General features: G+C 70.6%; 18 protein-coding genes. 6 read left to right on the forward strand and 12 right to left on the reverse strand.

The genetic code is table 11. The features are described 5' to 3' along the window. Positions 1-2: 2 nt before the first annotated feature. The gene (locus AC3EO4_RS04705) at positions 3-356 is read left to right on the forward strand and encodes a cupin domain-containing protein (RefSeq protein ID WP_379570950.1); all 354 of its coding nucleotides are present in this window, start codon (positions 3-5) and stop codon (positions 354-356) included. On the opposite strand, the gene AC3EO4_RS04710 is transcribed toward AC3EO4_RS04705, so the two are convergent. From AC3EO4_RS04710 to AC3EO4_RS04720, 3 genes are all read right to left on the reverse strand, one after another. Further along, the gene (locus AC3EO4_RS04710) at positions 272-2,401 is read right to left on the reverse strand and encodes an MMPL family transporter (protein ID WP_431893957.1); all 2,130 of its coding nucleotides are present in this window, start codon (positions 2,399-2,401) and stop codon (positions 272-274) included. The genes AC3EO4_RS04705 and AC3EO4_RS04710 overlap by 85 nt on opposite strands. 147 nt (positions 2,402-2,548) lie before the next feature. Continuing rightward, entirely contained in the window at positions 2,549-2,761 is a 213-nt protein-coding gene (locus AC3EO4_RS04715) for a hypothetical protein (RefSeq protein ID WP_379570954.1), read from the reverse strand. After that, on the reverse strand, positions 2,758-3,045 hold the full coding sequence (locus AC3EO4_RS04720) for an ArsR/SmtB family transcription factor (protein ID WP_379570956.1): 288 nt from the start codon (positions 3,043-3,045) through the stop codon (positions 2,758-2,760). Before AC3EO4_RS04720 ends, AC3EO4_RS04715 begins: the two co-directional genes overlap by 4 nt. Before the next feature lie 109 nt (positions 3,046-3,154). Between AC3EO4_RS04720 and AC3EO4_RS04725 the strand changes: the two genes are divergently transcribed. The 3 genes from AC3EO4_RS04725 to AC3EO4_RS04735 all read left to right on the forward strand — a co-directional run bounded on the left by AC3EO4_RS04725 (position 3,155) and on the right by AC3EO4_RS04735 (position 5,709). Then, complete coding sequence (locus tag AC3EO4_RS04725) at positions 3,155-4,225, forward strand: adenosine deaminase (protein ID WP_379570958.1); 1,071 nt, start codon at positions 3,155-3,157, stop codon at positions 4,223-4,225. After that, on the forward strand, positions 4,222-4,827 hold the full coding sequence (locus AC3EO4_RS04730; RefSeq protein WP_431893959.1) for a PH domain-containing protein: 606 nt from the start codon (positions 4,222-4,224) through the stop codon (positions 4,825-4,827). Before AC3EO4_RS04725 ends, AC3EO4_RS04730 begins: the two co-directional genes overlap by 4 nt. Positions 4,828-4,890: 63 nt before the next feature. Continuing rightward, positions 4,891-5,709 (forward strand): MerR family transcriptional regulator, encoded by an 819-nt coding sequence (locus tag AC3EO4_RS04735; protein ID WP_379570961.1) that lies wholly within the window; start codon positions 4,891-4,893, stop codon positions 5,707-5,709. 4 nt (positions 5,710-5,713) lie between these two features. On the opposite strand, the gene AC3EO4_RS04740 is transcribed toward AC3EO4_RS04735, so the two are convergent. From AC3EO4_RS04740 to AC3EO4_RS04755, 4 genes are read right to left on the reverse strand one after another with little or no spacing between them, the layout of a single operon-like run. Continuing rightward, the gene (locus tag AC3EO4_RS04740; protein WP_431893960.1) at positions 5,714-7,327 is read right to left on the reverse strand and encodes a phospho-sugar mutase; all 1,614 of its coding nucleotides are present in this window, start codon (positions 7,325-7,327) and stop codon (positions 5,714-5,716) included. Then, positions 7,324-8,118: a purine-nucleoside phosphorylase gene (locus AC3EO4_RS04745; protein WP_379570965.1), complete on the reverse strand. Its 795-nt coding sequence runs from the start codon at positions 8,116-8,118 to the stop codon at positions 7,324-7,326. The genes AC3EO4_RS04740 and AC3EO4_RS04745 overlap by 4 nt, the downstream gene beginning before the upstream one ends. Before the next feature lies 1 nt (position 8,119). Continuing rightward, complete coding sequence (locus AC3EO4_RS04750) at positions 8,120-9,424, reverse strand: M20/M25/M40 family metallo-hydrolase (protein ID WP_379570967.1); 1,305 nt, start codon at positions 9,422-9,424, stop codon at positions 8,120-8,122. Next, positions 9,421-10,386 (reverse strand): Lrp/AsnC family transcriptional regulator, encoded by a 966-nt coding sequence (locus AC3EO4_RS04755; RefSeq protein ID WP_379570969.1) that lies wholly within the window; start codon positions 10,384-10,386, stop codon positions 9,421-9,423. Before AC3EO4_RS04755 ends, AC3EO4_RS04750 begins: the two co-directional genes overlap by 4 nt. Positions 10,387-10,495: 109 nt before the next feature. Between AC3EO4_RS04755 and AC3EO4_RS04760 the strand changes: the two genes are divergently transcribed. Next, entirely contained in the window at positions 10,496-11,797 is a 1,302-nt protein-coding gene (locus AC3EO4_RS04760) for an MFS transporter (protein ID WP_431893963.1), read from the forward strand. Here AC3EO4_RS04760 and AC3EO4_RS04765 read toward each other — a convergent pair. After that, complete coding sequence (locus AC3EO4_RS04765; RefSeq protein WP_379570973.1) at positions 11,794-12,246, reverse strand: gamma-glutamylcyclotransferase family protein; 453 nt, start codon at positions 12,244-12,246, stop codon at positions 11,794-11,796. The two genes, AC3EO4_RS04760 and AC3EO4_RS04765, sit on opposite strands and share 4 nt — an antisense overlap. A 58-nt stretch (positions 12,247-12,304) precedes the next feature. Here AC3EO4_RS04765 and AC3EO4_RS04770 point away from each other — a divergent pair, with 58 nt between their 5' ends. Beyond that, on the forward strand, positions 12,305-13,699 hold the full coding sequence (locus AC3EO4_RS04770) for an NAD(P)H-quinone dehydrogenase (RefSeq protein WP_379570975.1): 1,395 nt from the start codon (positions 12,305-12,307) through the stop codon (positions 13,697-13,699). A gap of 18 nt (positions 13,700-13,717) precedes the next feature. Here the strand turns inward: AC3EO4_RS04770 and AC3EO4_RS04775 are convergent, their stop codons facing one another. The 4 genes from AC3EO4_RS04775 to AC3EO4_RS04790 all read right to left on the reverse strand — a co-directional run bounded on the left by AC3EO4_RS04775 (position 13,718) and on the right by AC3EO4_RS04790 (position 18,854). Then, positions 13,718-14,680 carry a pentapeptide repeat-containing protein gene (locus tag AC3EO4_RS04775; RefSeq protein ID WP_431893964.1) on the reverse strand — a complete coding sequence of 321 codons (963 nt, stop codon included), beginning with the start codon at positions 14,678-14,680 and terminating at the stop codon, positions 13,718-13,720. A 207-nt stretch (positions 14,681-14,887) separates the two neighbouring features. Further along, positions 14,888-16,267, reverse strand: coding sequence for a hypothetical protein (locus AC3EO4_RS04780; protein WP_379570979.1), 1,380 nt, complete (start codon positions 16,265-16,267; stop codon positions 14,888-14,890). A 74-nt stretch (positions 16,268-16,341) separates the two neighbouring features. Continuing rightward, positions 16,342-18,087, reverse strand: coding sequence for an acetyl/propionyl/methylcrotonyl-CoA carboxylase subunit alpha (locus AC3EO4_RS04785; RefSeq protein WP_431893965.1), 1,746 nt, complete (start codon positions 18,085-18,087; stop codon positions 16,342-16,344). A 47-nt stretch (positions 18,088-18,134) separates the two neighbouring features. Continuing rightward, positions 18,135-18,854: an SDR family oxidoreductase gene (locus AC3EO4_RS04790; protein WP_379570983.1), complete on the reverse strand. Its 720-nt coding sequence runs from the start codon at positions 18,852-18,854 to the stop codon at positions 18,135-18,137. Positions 18,855-18,928 lie beyond the last annotated feature (74 nt).

Consider the following 18,928-nt stretch of genomic DNA (forward strand, 5'->3'; position numbering starts at 1 on the left):
ACGTGGTGAGAAAGATCGAAGGGGCGACCCGTATCCCCGTTCCGGGCGGCAAGGTCATCGACGAGCACATCGGCCGCGTCAACAGCGGCGATGAGGCCGTCTCCATCGCGCACATGACGGCGCCGCCGGGATGGGAGGAGCCCGCGCAGACACCGGAGTTCACCGAGTACACGGTCGTGCTGCGAGGGACCGTCGTGATCGAGCACGCCGAGGGCGTCACCGAGGTGTCGGCGGGCCAGTCGTTCGTGTCCGAGCCCGGCGAGAAGATCCGCTACAGCGTGGGTCCCGACGGGGCCGAGTACGTCGCGGTCTGCCTGCCCGCGTTCTCGCCCGACACGGCCAACCGCGACGAGTAGGACCCCGGCCACCAGCTCCTCCTGCCCAGCAGCACCAGCGCCGCGGGCAGGATCAGCACCCGCACCACGACCGCGTCCAGCAGGACGGCGACGGCCAGGCCGAGACCGATCTGCCTCATCTCGGCCAGGTGAAGGAAGACGAAGCTGGCGAACACCGTCACCATCACCACCGCCGCGCTCGTCACGACGCTCGCCGAGCGGGCGACCCCGTCGATCACCGCGGTCCTGTGCCCCAGGCCCCGCTCGACCGCCTCCTTGATCCTGCTGACGACGAACACCTGGTAGTCCATCGACAGCCCGAACAGGATGACCAGCAGGAACAGCGGCACCCGCGAGCCGACCGTGTGGAAGACCAGCGTGAGCACGCCCATGGCGGCGGTCGCCGACAGGACGTTGAGCACGACCCCGACCGCCCCGATGACCACCGAGCGGAACACCGCCACCGTCATCGCGAACGTCACCAGCAGCAGCGCACCGCCGACCAGCGGCAGCTTGGCGTTCTGGTGGGCGAGGTAGTCGGCGTCGCGGGCGACGTCCCCCGACACGTACGCCTCGACGCCCTCGACGGCGCCGAGAGTCGCGGGCAGGTGGACGGTCCTCAGGCGGTCGAGCGAGCGTCCCGCCTCCGCCGAGCTGAGCCGGTACGGCGAGGCCACGTCGAGCACCGCGACCGTTTCGTCCGCCGACAGGCGGAGCGCGGGGTCGCCGGTGTACAGGGGGTCGTGCCGCGTCCGCCGTACGAGCTCGCGCAGGGCGGCCGTCATCTCCGCGCGCCGGCCGGATGTCGCCCTGGCCACGACCTGGTGGCGGATGCGCAGCTCGGGGAAGGCCGCCGTCAGCCTGTCGTAGGACTGCAGGGCCGGGATCTCGCGCGAGTGGCTGTCCTTGTTGAGCACCCGCTGCTCCATCCCGAGCAGCGGCAGGGACAGCACGACCATGACCAGTACGGAGGCGGCCAGCGTGATCCATGGGCGCCTGGCGGCGGGCGTGAGCAGGGCGTCCCACAACCGGCCCGCACGCGCCTGCTTCGGCCGCGCGCTGGTTCGCCGTCCGATGAGCACCAGCAAGGCGGGCAGCGCGGTCAGAGAGCTGATCACGGAGGCGAGGACGACCACGATCGTGCCGGTGGCCAGCGAGGAGAAGACCACGTCGGTGGCGAGGTAGAGGGTCGCGGTGGAGACGATCACCGCCAGGCCGGAGACGACGATCATCCTTCCCGAGGTGGCGGCGGCCAGCTCGACCAGCGCCTCGGGGCTGAGCCTGCCGCCGGCCCTCGCCCGCTCCTCGCGCTCGCGTTTGAGGTAGAAGAGCGTGTAGTCGACGCCGACGGCCATGCCGATCAGCAGGATGACGTTGGTGCCCACGCCCGCGTCCGGCGAGAGGTGCGAGGCCAGCATCGACAGGCCGACGGCGGCGGCGATCGACGAGAGCGCCAGCAGGAGCGGCACGCCCGCCATGATCACCGAGCCGAACACCACCAGCAGCGTGACCAGGGTCACGGGGAAGGTGATCGCCTCCGACAGCGCCAGGTCCTGGCCGCGCTGCCGGTCCACGCCCTTGCCGATGGAGGCCGTGCCGGTCTGCTCCACGCGTAGCGCGGGATGGGCCCGCTGGACCGCGTCCGTCTGGGCGGTGAGGGCGGCGACCTTGGCCTTGCCGTCCAGCTCGGCGCCCTTCATGGTGACCGACACCAGGAGTGCGGAGCCGTCGGCCGACCTCACGGGGGAGGCGACGCCGTGGACCTCGGGCAGCGCCTTCATCCTGGCGGTGAGCTCGCGGGCCGCCGTGTCCGACTCCTCGGCGGGGCCAGAGATCATCACCCGCTCGACGGGTCTGTTCCGCAGCTCGCCTGCCTCGGCGATCGCCTCCGCGCGACCCGCCTCGCCGACGCGGTAGTCGGCGCTCGTGGCGTTCCTCGTGCCGACGGCCGAACCCACGGCCAGGCAGAGTGCCACGAACAGTAGCCAGCAGCCGATCGCCCGCCACGGATGCGTGGCGCTCCACATCGCCGCCCTCACGGTCGGCGGTTTGCGTTCGAGCAGCATGAGCTGCTCTCCTTTCCTTGGAGGTTCGTGCGCGTTGAAGACACGCCGTTGCGGCGTGGGTCGCGCGACTTCCTGAACCGGGGCGGCGAGTTGCCGCTCGCCGCCCCGGGTTGGTGATGCCCGTCAGTCGACGGTGTGTGCTGCGCGTCAGTCGACGCTGCGCAGAAGCTGTTCCACCGCGGCGACCCGGGAGGTCAGCTCCGTCAGCCTGGCGTTGGTCTGGTCGGCCAGTTCGCGGTAGCGCTCTTCGGCGGCGGTCTCGGCGCGCTGCCGTACGAGCCTGAAGTAGAACTCCATGCAGCCCAGGGCGACCACGCCGAGGGTCACCATGACCATGCCGGGGATGATGATGTCCTTCAAGCGGTCGGTCCTCCCTGCTCATCGGATTGCAGCACGTCGAGGATCGTCCCCGCCGTCAGGTGGATGTCGAAGGGGAGCAGCGCGTAGAGCTTCATCGCCTTTCCGTCGGGCGACAGCTCCAGGTCGCCCGCGACCAGGCCGGCCTTCTCCATGCGTTCGAGGTGCATGTAGAGCAGCGGGCGCGAGATGCCGAGGCGCCTGGCCAGCTCACTGACGTGCACTCGGCCCCCGGCCAACTCGGCCACGATCCTCAGTCGCAGCGGGTGGCCGACGGCCGCCAGCACCGCGAGCAGCTCTTCGCTGGTCAGCGGCTCCTCCTTTCACCTGTAATAAAAGCCTTACATGTGGAAGGGTGTTCGTCAAATGCGGGATCGGTGGCGATAGGATGACGAAATGAGCCAGCGACCCAGTCATGACGACATCCGCAGGGCGCCCAAGGTGCTGCTCCACGACCATCTCGACGGTGGTCTGCGGGCGGAGACGATCGTCGATCTGGCCCGCGAGTCGGGCTACGACCGGCTGCCCACCACCGACCCTGACAACCTCAGGCAGTGGTTCGAGGAAGCCTCCGACTCCGGATCGCTGGTGCGCTACCTGGAGACCTTCGACCACACGGTCGGCGTCATGCAGACCCGCGAGGCCCTGGTCAGGGTGGCCGCCGAGTGCGCCGAGGACCTGGCGGCCGACGGCGTCGTCTACGCCGAGATCCGCTACGCGCCCGAGCAGCACACTACGACGGGGCTCAGCCTCGACCAGGTCGTCGAGGCCGTGCTCGAAGGCTTCGGCCGGGTCCCCGGCATCAAGGTCGGCACGCTGCTGACCGCGATGCGGCACCAGGCGCGCTCCATGGAGATCGCCGAGCTCGCCGTCCGCTATCGCGACGTCGGCGTGGTCGGCTTCGACATCGCGGGCGCCGAGGCCGGGTATCCGCCCACCAGGCACCTCGACGCGTTCGAGTACCTGCAGCGGGAGAACGCGCACTTCACCATCCACGCCGGCGAGGCCTTCGGCCTGCCGTCGATCTGGCAGGCCATCCAGTGGTGCGGCGCCGACCGGCTCGGCCACGGCGTGCGGATCATCGACGACATCTCGGTCGCCGAGGACGGCACGGCCAAGCTCGGCCGCCTGGCCGCCTACGTGCGTGACAAGCGCATCCCGCTGGAGATGTGCCCGACCTCCAACCTGCAGACGGGGGCCGCCGCCTCGATCGCCGAGCACCCCATCGGGCTGCTGCGCCGCCTCCACTTCAGGGTGACCGTCAACACCGACAACAGGCTGATGAGCTCGACCTCCGTCTCGCAGGAGTTCGCCAAACTGGTCGAGGCCTTCGACTACGACTGGGACGACCTGCAGTGGTTCACGGTCAACGCCATGAAGTCGGCGTTCATCCCGTTCGACGAGCGGCTCTCGCTCATCAACGGCGTCATCAAACCCGGATTCGCGCAGCTCAAGTGGCAGGCATGAAGCAGACCTACCGCTCGGCGACCGCCTTCGTCCTCGGCTGGATCTGGGTGGCGTTCGTGGCGTTCAACGCCTTCGACCTGACGATCCGCTACAGCGGCAAGTCGTCGCTGGTGGCGGGGGCCGTCCTCGGCGTGCTGACCGCGCTCGTCTACGTCACGGCACTGCGGCCCGCCACCGTCGTCGCGGAGGACGGGCTGCGGGTGCGCAACCCGCTGCGCACGACGTTCCTGCCGTGGTCGGCCATCGACGACGTCCAGGTCTCCCACACCATCAACGTCACGTACGGCGACAAGGTGCTGCGGGCGTGGACACCGCAGGCCTCGGCGAGGGAGCGGGCCAAAGCCAGCCGTCGCGGTGCCCCGCGCGAGCAGCGCGGGCGCTACAGGACCGAACCCGTCCTGTCCAAGGGGGAGCGGGCCGCCCAGGAGGCCATGGCGGGCAAGACGCACGCCGACTGGGTGGCCGAGCAGATCACCGAACGCGTCGAGACCGCCAAGCGCCGCGACGAGCCCGCGGGCCAGGTCAGGGCCGTCTGGGCGCCCGACGCGCTCGCGGCCGGCGTGGTCGCCGTCGCCCTGGTCGTGCTCGCCGTCCTGCTCTGACCTCCCGCGCGGAGGGCGTCGGTTGACCCTGACACCGTGTCAGGTCCTAGACCTGGAGGAGTCATGTTCAGCATCGGAGACTTCGCCAGGCTCGGCCTCGTGTCGGTGCGCATGTTGCGCCACTACGACGCCATCGGCCTGCTACGCCCCGCCCACGTCGACCCTGCCACCGGCTACCGCTCCTACCAGGCGGGGCAGCTGGCACGGCTCAACCGCGTCGTCGCGCTCAAGGATCTCGGCTTCACCCTGGAACAGGTGGGCTCGATCCTCGACGAGAAGGTCAGCGCCGAAGAGCTGCACGGCATGGTACGGCTGCGCCGCGCCCAACTGGCGGCGCAGATCAGCGCCGACGTGGCCAGGCTGCGCGGAGTGGAGGCGAGGCTCCGGACGATCGAGAGGGAAGGCTTCATGAGCGCCGACGACGTCGTGATCAAGAAGGTCGCGCCGGTCAGGGTGGCCCAGCTCAGCGCCAGGGCTGTCAGCTACGAGACAGAGGACATCGGCCCCGTCATCCAGCCGCTCTACCGCCAGATGTGCGAGCGGCTGGAGGCGGCGGGCGTGCCCATGCAGGGTCCGGGCATCGCCTACTACCTGCCGGAGGACGACGGCTCCGTGATGGTGCACGCGACGTTCCCCGTCAATCTCGACTCGGGCGAGGGCCACGACTTCGAGGTCGTGGACCTGCCCGGCATCGAGACGGCGGCCACCATCATCCACCGGGGGCCGATGGAGAACGTCGGTCCCACGTTCCAGACGCTCGCCCACTGGATCGAGGAGAACGGCTACCAGGCGCTCGGCCTGGCCCGCGAGGTCTCCCTGCACTGCCCGCCCGACCTGGACGAGTGGGTGCACGAGCTCCAGATGGAGATCGCCAAGGTCTGACCGGTCACAACCCCAGGACCGAGCGCAGGTCCGCCTTGAGCGCGTCGAGGTCCTCGCCCGCGGTGGCGCGGGCCTCGGCGACCTCGCCGGTCACGGGGATCACGACCTCCAGGTAGCACTTGAGCTTCGGCTCGGTTCCCGAGGGACGCACGACGACACGCGCGCCGCCGGCCAGGCGGTAGCGCAGGCCGTCGGTCGGCGGCAGCCCGCCCGCGCCTTCCGACAGGTCGTCCCAGGACTCCACGGCCATGCCGCCCAACGACTCTGGCGGCCTCGCCCGCAGCCTCGCCATGGCGTCGGCGATGAGCGACAGGTCCGCGACGCGGAAGGACAGCTGCGAGGTGGCGTGCAGGCCGTACCGCCTGGCCTGCTCGTCGAGCAGGTCGAGGAGCGTGCGCCCTGCGGCCTTCGCCTCGGCGGCGATGCCGGCGACGGTGAGCGCGGCGCCGATCCCGTCCTTGTCGTGGACGGGCAGCCCGTGCTCGCCGCCGACGCTGTAGCCGAGCGCCTCCTCGTAGCCGTAGACCAGGCCCTCGCCCGCCCGCATGATCCACTTGAATCCGGTGAGCGTCTCCGTGTAGCGCACACCACGCGCCTGAGCGATCTTGCCGAGCAGCGTCGAGGACACGATCGTGGTGGCCACCAGCCGGTCGCCGCGCGTGTGAGTGATCACGTGCTCGCCGAGCAGCGCGCCCACCTCGTCGCCCGTCAGCATCCTGTACGCGCCGCCGCCCAGCGGCACGCCTACCGCGCACCGGTCGGCGTCGGGGTCGTTGGCCAGCACCAGGTCCGCTCCGACCTTCGTGGCGAGCGCCAGCGCGAGATCCATCGCGCCCGGCTCCTCCGGGTTGGGGAAGGCCACCGTGGGGAAGTCGGGATCGGGCCGGCGCTGTTCCTCGACCGTCGCGGGCTCCTCGAAGCCCGCTCCGCGGAAGGCGCTGACGAGCGTGCCGTGGCCGACGCCGTGCAACGGGGTGTAGGCGACGCGCAGGTCACGGGCCTGCCCCAGGGGCAGCTCGGTGACGGCGGCCAGGTAGGCCTCGACGATGGCGCCGTCGAGCACGTCGCCCTCGCCCAGCGGCAGGGCGTCGACGGGCCCCACCGCGTCGATCGCGGCCGAGATCCAGCCGTCCACCGGCGGCACGATCTGCGAGCCGTCGCCCCAGTAGACCTTGTAGCCGTTGTCGCGGGGCGGGTTGTGGCTCGCCGTGACCGTGACGCCCGCGTCCGCGCCGAGATGCCGTACGGCGAAGGCCAGGACGGGCGTGGGCAGCGGCTCGGGCAGCAGCGAGGCCCGCAGGCCCGCGCCCGCCAGCACGGCCGCGGTGTCCCTGGCGAACACGTCGGACTTGTGACGGGCGTCGTAGCCAATGACCACGTGCTTGCCGGGGCCGAGAACGGCGGCCAGGCCGGCGGCGGCGCGCATCACGGTGACGCGGTTCATCCGGTTCGGGCCCGCGCCGAGCTCGCCGCGCAGGCCGGCCGTACCGAACTCCAGCTTGGCTCCGAAGCGGTCGGCGAGCGCCTCGGGGTCGTCGAGGAGGCCCTCCAGCTCCGCTCTGGTGTCAGGATCGGGATCCTGGGCCAGCCATGCCAGCGCCGCTTCCCGCGCGCTCACAGCTTGTCGACCACTTTGGCCAGCAGCGCGCCCATCCGCGTCGCGGTGGCCCGGCCGACCTCGAGGACCTCCTCGTGGTTGAGCGGGTCGCCGACCAGGCCCGCGCCCGGATTGGTGACCAGCGAGATGCCGAGCACCTCCGCACCGCCCTCACGGGCGGCGATCGCCTCCAGGACCGTGGACATGCCCACCATGTCGCCGCCGAGCGTGCGCAGCATCCTGATCTCGGCGGGCGTCTCGTAGGTCGGCCCGCGGAAGGCGACGTAGACGCCCTCGGCCAGCGAGGAGTCGACCTCGCGTGCCAGGGCGCGCAGCCGCTTGGAGTAGACCTCGGTCAGGTCGATGAAGGTGGCGCCGGTCAGCGGGTTGGCGCCGGTCAGGTTGATGTGGTCGCTGATCAGGACGGGCTCGCCGACGGCCTGCGTCTCGGGGCGCAGACCGCCGGCCGCGTTGGTCAGCACCACCGTGCGCACGCCCGCCGCGATCGCCGTCCGCACGCCGTGGACGACCGGCTCGACGCCGAGGCCCTCGTACAGGTGGGTGCGGCCGAGGAAGATCAGCGCGTGGCGCCCCGAAGGGGTGCGCACCACGCGGATCCTCCCCGCGTGACCGGCGACCGCGGGCGGGTTGAAGCCCGGCAGATCGGTCACAGGTAGTTCGACGAGCGTCTCGCCGATCGCGTCCGCGGCGGGCACCCAGCCCGATCCCATCACGAGCGCCACGTCGAAGACGTCGAGCCCGGTGGCCTTCCTCAGGGCGGCAGCGGCCTCCTGGGCGTGAACATAGGTCATCTCAGTAGTTTAGGAGGAGCCGGTCAAGCACCCGCACTCCGAACTGCAGCGACTCAACCGGGACACGCTCATCCACACCGTGGAACATCCCCGCGAAGTCCATGTCCTTGGGCAAACGCAGCGGAACGAATCCGAACCCTCGCACACCGAGGTCAGCGAAGAACGTCTTGTTGTCGGTGCCGCCCGACATGCAGTACGGCACCGCGCGCGCCGTCGGGTCCTCCGCCTTCAGAGCCGCGATCATCGACTCGACCAGAGCCCCGTCGAACGTCGTCTCCAGCGCGATGTCGTGCTGCACGAACTCGCGCCGCACGTTCGGCCCCAGCAGCTCGTCGACGGTCTTGAAGAAGTCCTCCTCGTAGCCGGGCAGGAACCGGCCGTCCACGACCGCGCTCGCCTGGCCGGGGATGACGTTGGCCTTGTACCCGGCCTCGAGCATCGTCGGGTTGGTCGTGTGGTGCAGCGTCGCGCCGACGAAACGGACCAGCGGGCCCAGCTTCTCCAGCACGGGTCCCGGGTTCTCGGGGTCGAACGGCAGGCCGAACGCCTCGGACACCTCCGTCAGGAAGCGCCGCACGGTCGGGGTGAGCGTGATCGGCCACTGGTGGCCGCCGAGCCGCGCCACCGCCTTGGCCACCTCGGTCACCGCGTTGCTGTCGTTGAGCATCGAGCCGTGGCCTGCCGTACCGTCGGCGATCAGCCTCATCCAGGACAGGCCCTTCTGCGCCGTCTCGATGAGGTAGAGGCGCAGCGACGGGTCCACCTCCAGCGAGTAGCCGCCCACCTCGCTGATCGACTCGGTGACGCCGTCGAACAGGTCGCGGTGGTTGGCGGTGAGGTACTTGGCGCCGTAGACGCCGCCCGCCTCCTCGTCGGCCACCCACGCGAAGACGATGTCGCGCCTCGGCCGCCTGCCCTCGCGGACCATCTGGCGCAGGACGGCGAGCATCATCGCGTCCATGTCCTTCATGTCGACCGCGCCCCGGCCCCAGATGTAGCCGTCGCGGATCTCTCCGGCGAACGGGTCGACGCTCCAGTCGGCGGCGTTGGCGGGCACCACGTCCAGGTGGCCGTGGACCAGTAGGGCAGGGAGCGAGGGGTCGGTGCCCTCGATCCTGGTCACCACGTTGCCCCTGCCGGGAGCGCTCTCGCTGTAGTGCGCCTCGATGCCGACCTCGGCCAGGCGCGCCATGACGACCTCGGCGGCGGCGCGCTCGCCCGGGCCGCTCTCGTCGCCGTAGTTGCTGCTGTCCACGCGGATCAGCTCGGCGGTCAGCTCGGCGACTTCCAGTTCGGCGGGGGTCATGAGTACTCCAGGCTCTTTCGGAGGAATCCACGCTTGTAGGCACGGGTGATGAGGGTGACGTTGACGTCGGTGACGTCGTCGAGCGGGCCGACGACCTCTGTCAGGAACCGGTAGAGGTCGGCCTCGTGAGCGACCGCCACCTGGACGAGCATGGTGTAGGTGCCCGAGGTGGCCGCGCAGTAGCGCACCCCGGGATCCTTGGTGAGTCTCTCACCGACCTGGTCGAGGCCGTGCGGGCGGACGCGCAGCCACAGCTGCGCCTCGACGTCCAGGCCGAGCAGCGAGGGCTCCACCTCCGCGCGCAGCATGAGCAGCCGTCGCTCCAGCAGCGAGGCCACCCTGCGCCTGGCGGTCGGCACCGAGATGCCCAGCTGGTCGGCGATCGCGGTGAACCCGATCCTTCCGTCGGCGACCAGGAGCTCGGCCACCTCGCTCTCCAGCGGGGACAGGCCGTCGTGGTCGGGCAGCTCCACGGGCGTCGCCGCGGGGCGCAGGAGCCCGACCTCCTCGTCGGTGAGGTACGGCGCGTGCCACTCGGCCACCGTGCGGAAGGTGTGCAGAACGACCTGGGTCTGGGTGCCCGCGACGCCGTCGATGCCGTGCACCTCGACGTTGAGGATCTCGTGGAGCGCGGCTCTGGTGGGGGCGACCAGCTCGGCGCCGATGTCGGCGGCGCCCGTCACGGAGTAGACCGAGCGGGTGTCGGCCCTGACGGCCAGCGCGTCGGCCACCGCGGCGGCGGTGCCCGGCCGTACCTGGACGTGCAGGTGGACGGGACGGCCGTGGCCCGAGCGCAGGTCGTCGTAGATGGCGGTGACCTGGACGGCGCCGTCGGAGATCAGCCGCTGGAGCCTCCGGGCGACCGTGCGCTCGTGCTCGCCGACGGCCCTGCCGATCTCGCCCCATGACGCGCGAGGGCTCACCTGCAGAGCGGCGACCAGGCGCCGGTCGAGAACGTCCACCGCGGGCTGTCTCCATGTCGGGTTTGTAAATATGCAGCGAGATATTTGACTGTTTCGGTCGTCCGGATGCACAGTAAGCCATCCCCGCATGCGAAGCAAAGGAGCCCCGGTGGCAACCCCCTCCCTTGAGCATTCGCCACTCGGCATCCCCCGAAGCCGCGGCCGCCAGCTCCTGGCGGCCAACGTCGGCAACGTGGTCGAGTGGTACGACTGGTACGCCTACAGCTTCCTGGCCGTCTACTTCTCCGAGCAGGTCTTCCCCAAGAACGACAACCCCCTCGTCCCGGTGCTGAGCGCGTTCGCGATCTTCGCCGTGGGCTTCTTCATGCGACCGCTCGGCGGCCTGCTGGTCGGCTCCTTCGCCGACCGGTTCGGCCGCAAGGCCGCCATGACGTTCACGATCGTGCTCATGGGCGGCGGCTCGCTCCTGCTGGCCGTCACCCCGACCTACGCGGCCGCGGGCGTGCTCGCGCCGATCGTCCTGACCCTCGCCAGGCTCATCCAGGGCCTGTCGGTCGGCGGTGAGTTCGCCGCCGCGACCACCTTCCTGGTGGAGTCCGCCCCTCCAGGACGCAGGGGCCTGTTCTCGAGCTTCCAGTACGTCAGCACGACCATCGGCCAGCTCCTCGCTTCGGGCCTGGCCGCCCTGCTGGCGACCGTGCTGGTCAAGGAGGACATGGACAGCTATGGCTGGCGCATCCCGTTCGTCATCGGCGCGGTGATCAGCCTGGTCGGCCTGTGGATCCGCAAGGGCGCCGACGAGACCTCCGCTGTGGCGCAGGAGATCCAGGAGGGCAGGTCCGAACGGCCCAAGCTCTTCGAGTTCCTGACCCGCTACCCGACCAAGGCCGCCCTGATCGTCGGCATCACCGTGGCGGGAACCGTCGCCTACTACACGTGGACGACCTTCCTGCCCACCTACGCGCAGCAGAACGTCGGCTTCGACAAGGCCATGTCGCTGCAGGTCGGCACGATCTCGCTGCTCTTCTTCATGGTGCTGCAGCCGCTGCTCGGCATGCTGTCGGACAAGGTCGGCCGCAGGCCGCTGCTCATCGCCTTCGGCCTGGCCTTCACGCTGCTGCCGGTGCCTCTGCTCGGCGCGCTGTCGAACTCCTTCGCCAGCCTGCTGACCATCCAGCTCGTCGGCATGGTGTTCCTCGGCTGCTTCACCTCGATCTCGGCAGCGGTGAACTCCGAGCTGTTCCCGACCCGCGTGCGGGCCTCGGGCGCGGGCTTCCCCTACTCGCTGACCGTCGCCATCTTCGGCGGCACGGCGCCGCTGATCGGCACCTGGCTGAAGGACAACGGAAACTCGGGGCTCTTCCCCTGGTACATGTCGGCGCTGGCGCTGGTCTCCACCCTGGTCTACGTCTTCGCGCTGAAGGAGACCAAGGACCAGCCGCTGTCCTAGCCGCCCAGGGACGTGCAGGGCCTGCCGCGCAGCGCCTTCACGTAGTCGTCGGGGGCGCCTGCCCGCTCCGCCGCGTCGGCCAGGATGCCGAGGTAGCGCGCGGAGGGCAGGCCGCCCTCGTAGCTGTCGAGCACGTAGAACCAGGCGACGACCTCGCCGTCGAGCGTCTGCACGCGCAGCCGCACCTTGTGGTAGAGGCCGCGGGTGGCGCCCTCCCATTGGTCGAGGGAGTTCTCGTCCCACTCGGGGACGTCGTAGAGCACGACGAAGACCTGCTCGTCAGGGTCCTCGACGATCGTGGAGAGCGCGCCCTCCCAGCCCATGTCCTCCCCGCCGAACGTCAGGCGCCAGCCCTGCAACCAGCCGACGGCGCGCATCGGCGAGTGAGGGGCGCGCATGGCCATCTGCTTCGAGTCCATGTTGGAGCCATAGGCGGCGTAGACAGGCACAGCCACCAAGGGTAGCCCCGTTCGTCGGCGCGTCGCGATATGCGGGACAATGGGACACGTGACAAGGATCGTGATCATCGGTGGCGGCCCAGGCGGCTACGAAGCGGCCCTGGTGGCCGCGCAACTCGGCGCGCAGGTCACGATGGTCGAGGAGGACGGCCCCGGCGGCGCCTGCGTGCTGACCGACTGCGTGCCGTCCAAGACCATGATCGCGACCTCGGTCCGCAAGCAGGCGTTGCACGACGCGCCGTCCCTCGGCATCCACTACACCGGCGGGGCCGACGGCGACGTGGGGGTGGCCGAGGTCGACCTGCCGCTGGTCAACAAACGGGTCAAGGAGCTGGCGCAGGCGCAGTCCGCCGACATCGGCGCGCGGGTCGCGGCCGAGGGCGTCGAGATCATCAAGGCGCGCGGGCGGCTCGTCGATCCGCAGGTCGTGCGGGCGGGTGACCGTACGATCAGGGCCGACGTGGTGATCGTGGCGACCGGTGCCACCCCGCGCATCCTGCAGGGCGCCGAGCCCGACGGGGAGCGCATCCTCACCTGGCGGCAGCTCTACGACCTCGACGAACTGCCCGAGCACCTCATCGTCGTCGGCTCCGGTGTCACGGGGGCCGAGTTCGCCGGCGCCTACCGCTCGCTCGGCTCCGAGGTCACGCTGGTCTCCTCGCGCGACCGCATGATGCCCAACGAGGACGCCGACGCCGCCGAGGTGCTCGAAGAGGTCTACCGGCGGCGCGGCATGAACGTCATGGGCCGTTCCCGCGCCTCCTCCGTCAAGCGCACGGCCGACGGGGTCGTGGTCACGCTGGAGGACGGCCGTACCGCCGAGGGCTCCCACGCGCTGATGACGGTCGGCATGGTCCCCAACACCTCGGGCCTCGGCCTCGAGGAGGCGGGGGTGACGCTCGACAAGGGCGGATTCGTCCAGGTCGACAAGGTGTCGCGCACCTCCGCTCCCGGTGTCTACGCCGCAGGCGACTGCACAGGCGTGCTCATGCTGGCCTCCGTGGCGGCCATGCAGGGTCGCATCGCGGTCTGGCACGCGCTCGGCGAGGCCGTGCAACCGCTGCGGCTGGCGACCGTCGCCTCCAACATCTTCACCGACCCCGAGATCGCCTCCGTCGGCGTGTCGCAGAAGCAGATCGAGGCGGGCGAGATCGAGGCCAACGTGGTCAAGCTGCCGCTCTCGACCAACGCCAGGGCGAAGATGCAGGGCTTCAACGACGGCTTCGTCAAGCTCTTCTGCCGCCCGCACACCGGCATCGTGCTGGGCGGCGTCGTGGTGGCGCCCAGGGCCTCCGAACTGATCCTCGCGGTGTCGGTCGCCGTGCAGCAGCGGCTCACCGTCGACCAGCTCGCCCACACCTTCGCGGTCTACCCCTCGCTGTCCGGGTCGATCACCGAGGCGGCGCGCAGGCTGATGCAGCCGACCGCCGCCATCGGGATCTGACGACGCGCTCCGCGGCCGTCAGGCGCGGTGGACGCGTGGCCTGCGAGCCGCGCTCGCCCACAGGGTGAGGGTGACGACCAGGCCGAGCGAGCCGACGACCACCAGCACGAGCCCGACGGAGACGCCGCGGCCCGTCGCGGGCGGCTGCGAGCCGATCTCCAGGCTGACCACGCGGTCCTCGCCGGCGCTCGGCGAAGGGGCGGCCGTGGAGAGGCCCTTCACGCCGTCGGGCACGGTCTTCGGCGTGCCGATCGCGCCCGTCAGGTCGAGGTCGTCGGCGAAGGTGAAGTCCGCGTCCTGGACCTTGGCCCCGTGCAGGTCGGCCCCGTCGAGCTCCGCTGAGCTCAGCCGCGCCTCACGCAGGTCGGCGTCGCGGAAGACGGCGTTGGGCGCCTGGATCGTGCCCATGTCGGCCTCGTGCAGCTTGGCCCTCGTGAAGTCCGCCCTGCGGGCGTTGGCCTGACCCATCCTGGCGTCGTCGAGATCCGCGCCGACGAGCTTGGCCAGCGTGAGGTTCGACTGGATGAGGACGGCCCTGGTGAGCCGCGCGCCGCTGAGATTCGCCCTCGGGAACTGCACTTGGCCGGCGTCCGCGTCCACGAGGATCGCGCCGCGCAGGTCGGCGTAGTCGGCGTGCATCTGCCCCAGGTCGGCCTCGCTCAGGTTCGCCTCCCTGAAGTCGGCGTACTTCGCGGTGACCTGGGTGAAGTTGGCCTGCCGTAAGGACGCCTTGCGCAGGATCGCCCCTGTCATGTCCTTCTGGGTGAGGTCGACGCTGTTGAGCTTCGCGCCCGTGAGGTCGGCGCAGCGCAGCGAGGAGGGGAGCGGGCGGCCCTTGGTGAAGTCCACCCCGCGCAGGTTCACCCGGTCGGCGGGACGGCATGGGCCCGCCTGCGCGAGCACAGGGGTCGTGGGCAGCCCCACGGCCACGGGCGGCGCCACGAGAGCGGCGAGGAGCGCGAGGGGGATCAGACGGCGCAACAGGGCCTCCTAGACACTGGCCCCGAGGTCTGCCAGGCGAATCAATTTGCCCCTACTTTACAAACTCGTCCCGCTATGGCGCGCGCCGCCGGCTCTTCTCTTCACGTGGACGCGCGGTCGTCGGCCCGCATCCTGCGGTGGACACGCCAGGGCCCCCGGTGAACACTCACCGGGGGCCCTGGCGGTCAGATCAGGAGGCGGAGCCTGCTACCAGTCGCCGCCGCCGAAGTCGCCACCACCGAAGTCGCCGCCGCCGAAGTCACTCCAGCCGCCGCCGCCTCCGCCGAAGTCGCCGCCGCCACCGAAGTCACCTCCGCCGCCGGCGTCGGAGTAGCCCTCGGCGTAACCGGCGCCGTAGCCGCCCATGCCCCAGCCGCCGCCGAGCATGCTGCCCATCATGGTGCCGACGAACATCATGGTCATGATGTCGCCGAAGCCGCCGTAGTAGCCGTAGGCGTAGGGCTGGTAGGCCGGACCCGCGTCGTAGTACGGACGGTACTGGCCGTTGACCATGACCTGGCGGGTCTGCGGGTCGTAGCCGCTCTCCACCGCCATGGCGTCGGCCGCGCAGGCCGGAACCTCGCGCGGCGCGCCGCCGGGCGGGGCCCAGCGCACGTCACGCACCGAAGGGCCGTGCTGCGGGTTGAAGAAGCAGGGCGCCCGCCGCTCGGGGATCGGCTGGTTGTTGACCCTGGCCTTCACCACGGCCAGCGCGTAGCGGCCGTCCTCGAGCGTCGTGGTGACGTCGCGGACCTGCTCGGCCTGTGAGACCGAGGCCAGCTGCGTCTTGGCCTTCTCGTAGGAGTCGAGGGCGGTCTGCCACTCGGTGATGTTCTGGCCGCCGGATCCGGCGAGCTTGACGTCGGTGTCGAGCGCGGTGATCTCCTCACCGAACTTGGTGACGTCCTCCTCGACGGTCGTCTTGACCGCGGCGAGCTCGGCCGCCTGCCGCGCGGCGAGCTTCTTCTTCTTGTTCTTGGAGTAGAGGAAGTAGCCGCCGCCGCCGACGAGCGCCAGCACGCCGATGCCGACCAGCGCGCCCGTGCCGGAGCCGCCCGAGCCCGCGGCGCTGCCGGAGTCGAGAGCGGACCGCTTGTTCTGGGCGGCGAGGTTGACACGCTCGACGAAGTCGCTCATGCCGGTGACGACGTCGTCGTTGTTGCTGGTGGACAGGTTGGCGAGCTGGCCGGCCAGCCCCTTCTTACCGAAGTTGGCGGCCGCGAGCAGTGAGTTGCCGTCGAGTACCGCGACGGCGTACTTGCCCGTCTTGCCCGCGCTCTTCAGCCCGTTGCCGAGAGCGGGGAGGTAGGTCGCGGGGTCGGTGACGGTGCCGTCGGGGAACGCCGCCACGTAGACGGGCGTCTTGGCGTCCTGCAGCGCGGAGCGGATCTCCGACTGCTGGTCCGACGTCAACGAGGAGCCAGGGCCGACGAAGAGCCGGTCCTTCTGGTCCTTCCAGTAGGAAACCACCGTGGCGGCGTCAGGTGGCGCCGCGGCGTGCGCGGCGGGCGAAAGCGCGAACACAGCGAACAGACCGGCGATCAGAGCCGCGATCGCGGCCGTCGTCCGGCGCAGCGGATGGGTCATGGGCAGCAAGCCTCCTTCGTCCTTGAGGACGAATGAGCAGTCGGCAAAGTTCCCTCTCCTGCGAAACCTACCCGCTAAGCGTCCTTGATCTCGCAGATGGTCGCTCCCGAGGTGACGGTCTGTCCCACGGTGGCGGCCAAACCGGTGATGGTACCGGCCTTGTGCGCGGTGAGCGGCTGCTCCATCTTCATCGCCTCGAGGACGACGACCGTGTCACCTTCGGTCACCGTGTCGCCGTCAGCCGCCACGATCTTGACGATCGTCCCCTGCATGGGGCTGACCAGGGCGTCGCCGCTCGTGGCGGCCTTCTTGGCGCCGCCCGACGCCCTGCGCGAGGGCTTGGCCGCGGCGGGCGCGCGGCCCGCGGAGGCGAACCCCGCGGGCAGGACGACCTCCAGCCGCTTGCCGCCGACCTCCACGGTCACCGTCTCCCTGGCGGCGGGCTCGGCGGAGTCCACGGCGCCGGAGTACGGCGGGATGCCGCCCGACCACTCGGTCTCGATCCAGCGGGTGTGGACGGCGAAGGGCTCGGCGGTGAAGGCGGGATCGCTCACCACCGCGCGGTGGAACGGCAGCACGGTCGGCATGCCGTCGATCTCGAACTCGGCCAGGGCCCTGCGCGAGCGCTCGATGGCCTCGGTACGGGTGCGTCCGGTGACGACGAGCTTGGCGACGAGCGAGTCGAAGGTCTGCGGGACGGTCATCCCGGCCTCGTAGCCCGCGTCCAGCCGCACGCCTGGGCCCGAAGGGGAGCGCATGGAGGTCAGGGTGCCGGGAGCGGGCAGGAAGTTCCTGCCCGGGTCCTCGGCGTTGATCCGGAACTCGATCGAGTGGCCGCGCAGCGTCGGGTCGTCGTAGCCGATGGCCTCGCCGTCGGCGATGCGGAACATCTCGCGCACCAGGTCGACGCCCGCGACCTCCTCGGTCACCGGGTGCTCGACCTGGAGACGGGTGTTGACCTCGAGGAAGGAGATCGTGCCGTCCTGGCCCACGAGGAACTCGCAGGTGCCGGCGCCGACGTAGCCCGCCTCACGGAGGATCGCCTTGGAGCTGGTGTAGAGCAGGTCGACCTGCTCCTGGGAGAGGAAGGGCGCGGGCGCCTCCTCCACGAGCTTCTGGTGGCGGCGCTGGAGCGAGCAGTCGCGGGTGCTGACCACGACGACGTTGCCGTGGGTGTCGGCCAGGCACTGGGTCTCGACGTGGCGGGGACGGTCGAGGTAGCGCTCGACGAAGCACTCGCCGCGGCCGAACGCCGTGACGGCCTCGCGGACCGCCGAGTCGTACAGGTCGGGGATCTCCTCGACGGACCTGGCGACCTTGAGCCCGCGGCCGCCGCCGCCGTACGCGGCCTTGATCGCGATGGGCAGCCCGTGCTCGCGCGCGAACGCGACGACCTCCTCGACCCCCGAGACGGGATCCTTGGTCCCCGCGACCAGGGGCGCACCCACCTTCTGCGCGATGTGCCTGGCCTGCACCTTGTCGCCGAGCGCCGCGATGGCGGCGGGCGGCGGGCCGATCCAGGTCAGGCCCGCGTCGATGACGGCCTGGGCGAAGTCGGCGTTCTCGGCGAGGAAGCCGTAGCCGGGGTGGACGGCGTCGGCGCCCGTCCCGGCGGCGACGCGCAGCAGCTTGGCGATGTCGAGGTAGGTCTCGGCGGGCGACTGGCCGCCCAGCGCGTGGGCCTCGTCGGCGACCTTGACGTGGAGCGCGTCGAGGTCCTGCTCGGCGTAGACGGCGACGCTGGCCAGACCGGCGTCCTTGCACGCCCTGGCGATCCGGACGGCGATCTCGCCACGGTTGGCGATCAGAACTTTCCGCACCGACGTCATTCCTTTCTCCACCGGCTTGCAAAGGAGTCTAGGGGCGGTCACCTTCCCAGGTACGCTCCGCCGTTCACGTGGAGGACCTGCCCGGTGAAATGGCCGGCGCCCGCCGAGGCGAGGAACAGGACGGTTTCCGCGATGTCGTCGGGCGTGCCGGCGCGGCCGTTGCGGGTGCTGTCCACCCGGTGCTTGACGCCTTCGGGGGTCAGTCGGCCGCGGAAGAACTCGGTGTCGAGGATCAGGCCCGGCGCCACCACGTTCGCGGTGCCCCTGGAGCCGAGTTCGGCGGCCAGGTCGGCGGTCCACGACTCGAGGGCGGCCTTGGCCGCGCCGTACGAGCCTGAGCCGGTGCCGCGGGCCGCGATCGAGCCGATCGAGATGATCCTGCCGCCCTTGACCAGGCGGGGGAGCAGCGCGGTGGTGACGAGGACCGCCGACAGGAGGTTGGCGTTGAGATTCGCCCACCAGGCCTCCGCCAGGTCCATCAGGTCGTCCTCGCGCTTCTGCCTGTCGAGGTTGGTGTTGCCGCCGGCGTTGTTGACCAGGACGTCGACGGTCCTGGGCAGGTGGGCGAGCGCCTCCTGCACGGCGACGGGGCTGGCGGCGTTGAAGGCGACGAAGGAGGCGCCCAGCTTCTCCGCAGCCTCTCTCAGGACGTGCTCGCGGCGGCCGGTGATCGTGACCTTGTCACCCTGCGCGGCGAACGCCGCCGCGACGGCGTAGCCGATGCCGGTCCCACCGCCGGTGACCACGACCTCGCGCATGCTTGCCCCCTTTGATCCGAACAATCCTCTGGAGGACCATAGCCGCTCGGCATAACCGGGGGCGACGGCGGGGT

The sequence above is a fragment of the Nonomuraea sp. bgisy101 genome (assembly GCF_057708945.1).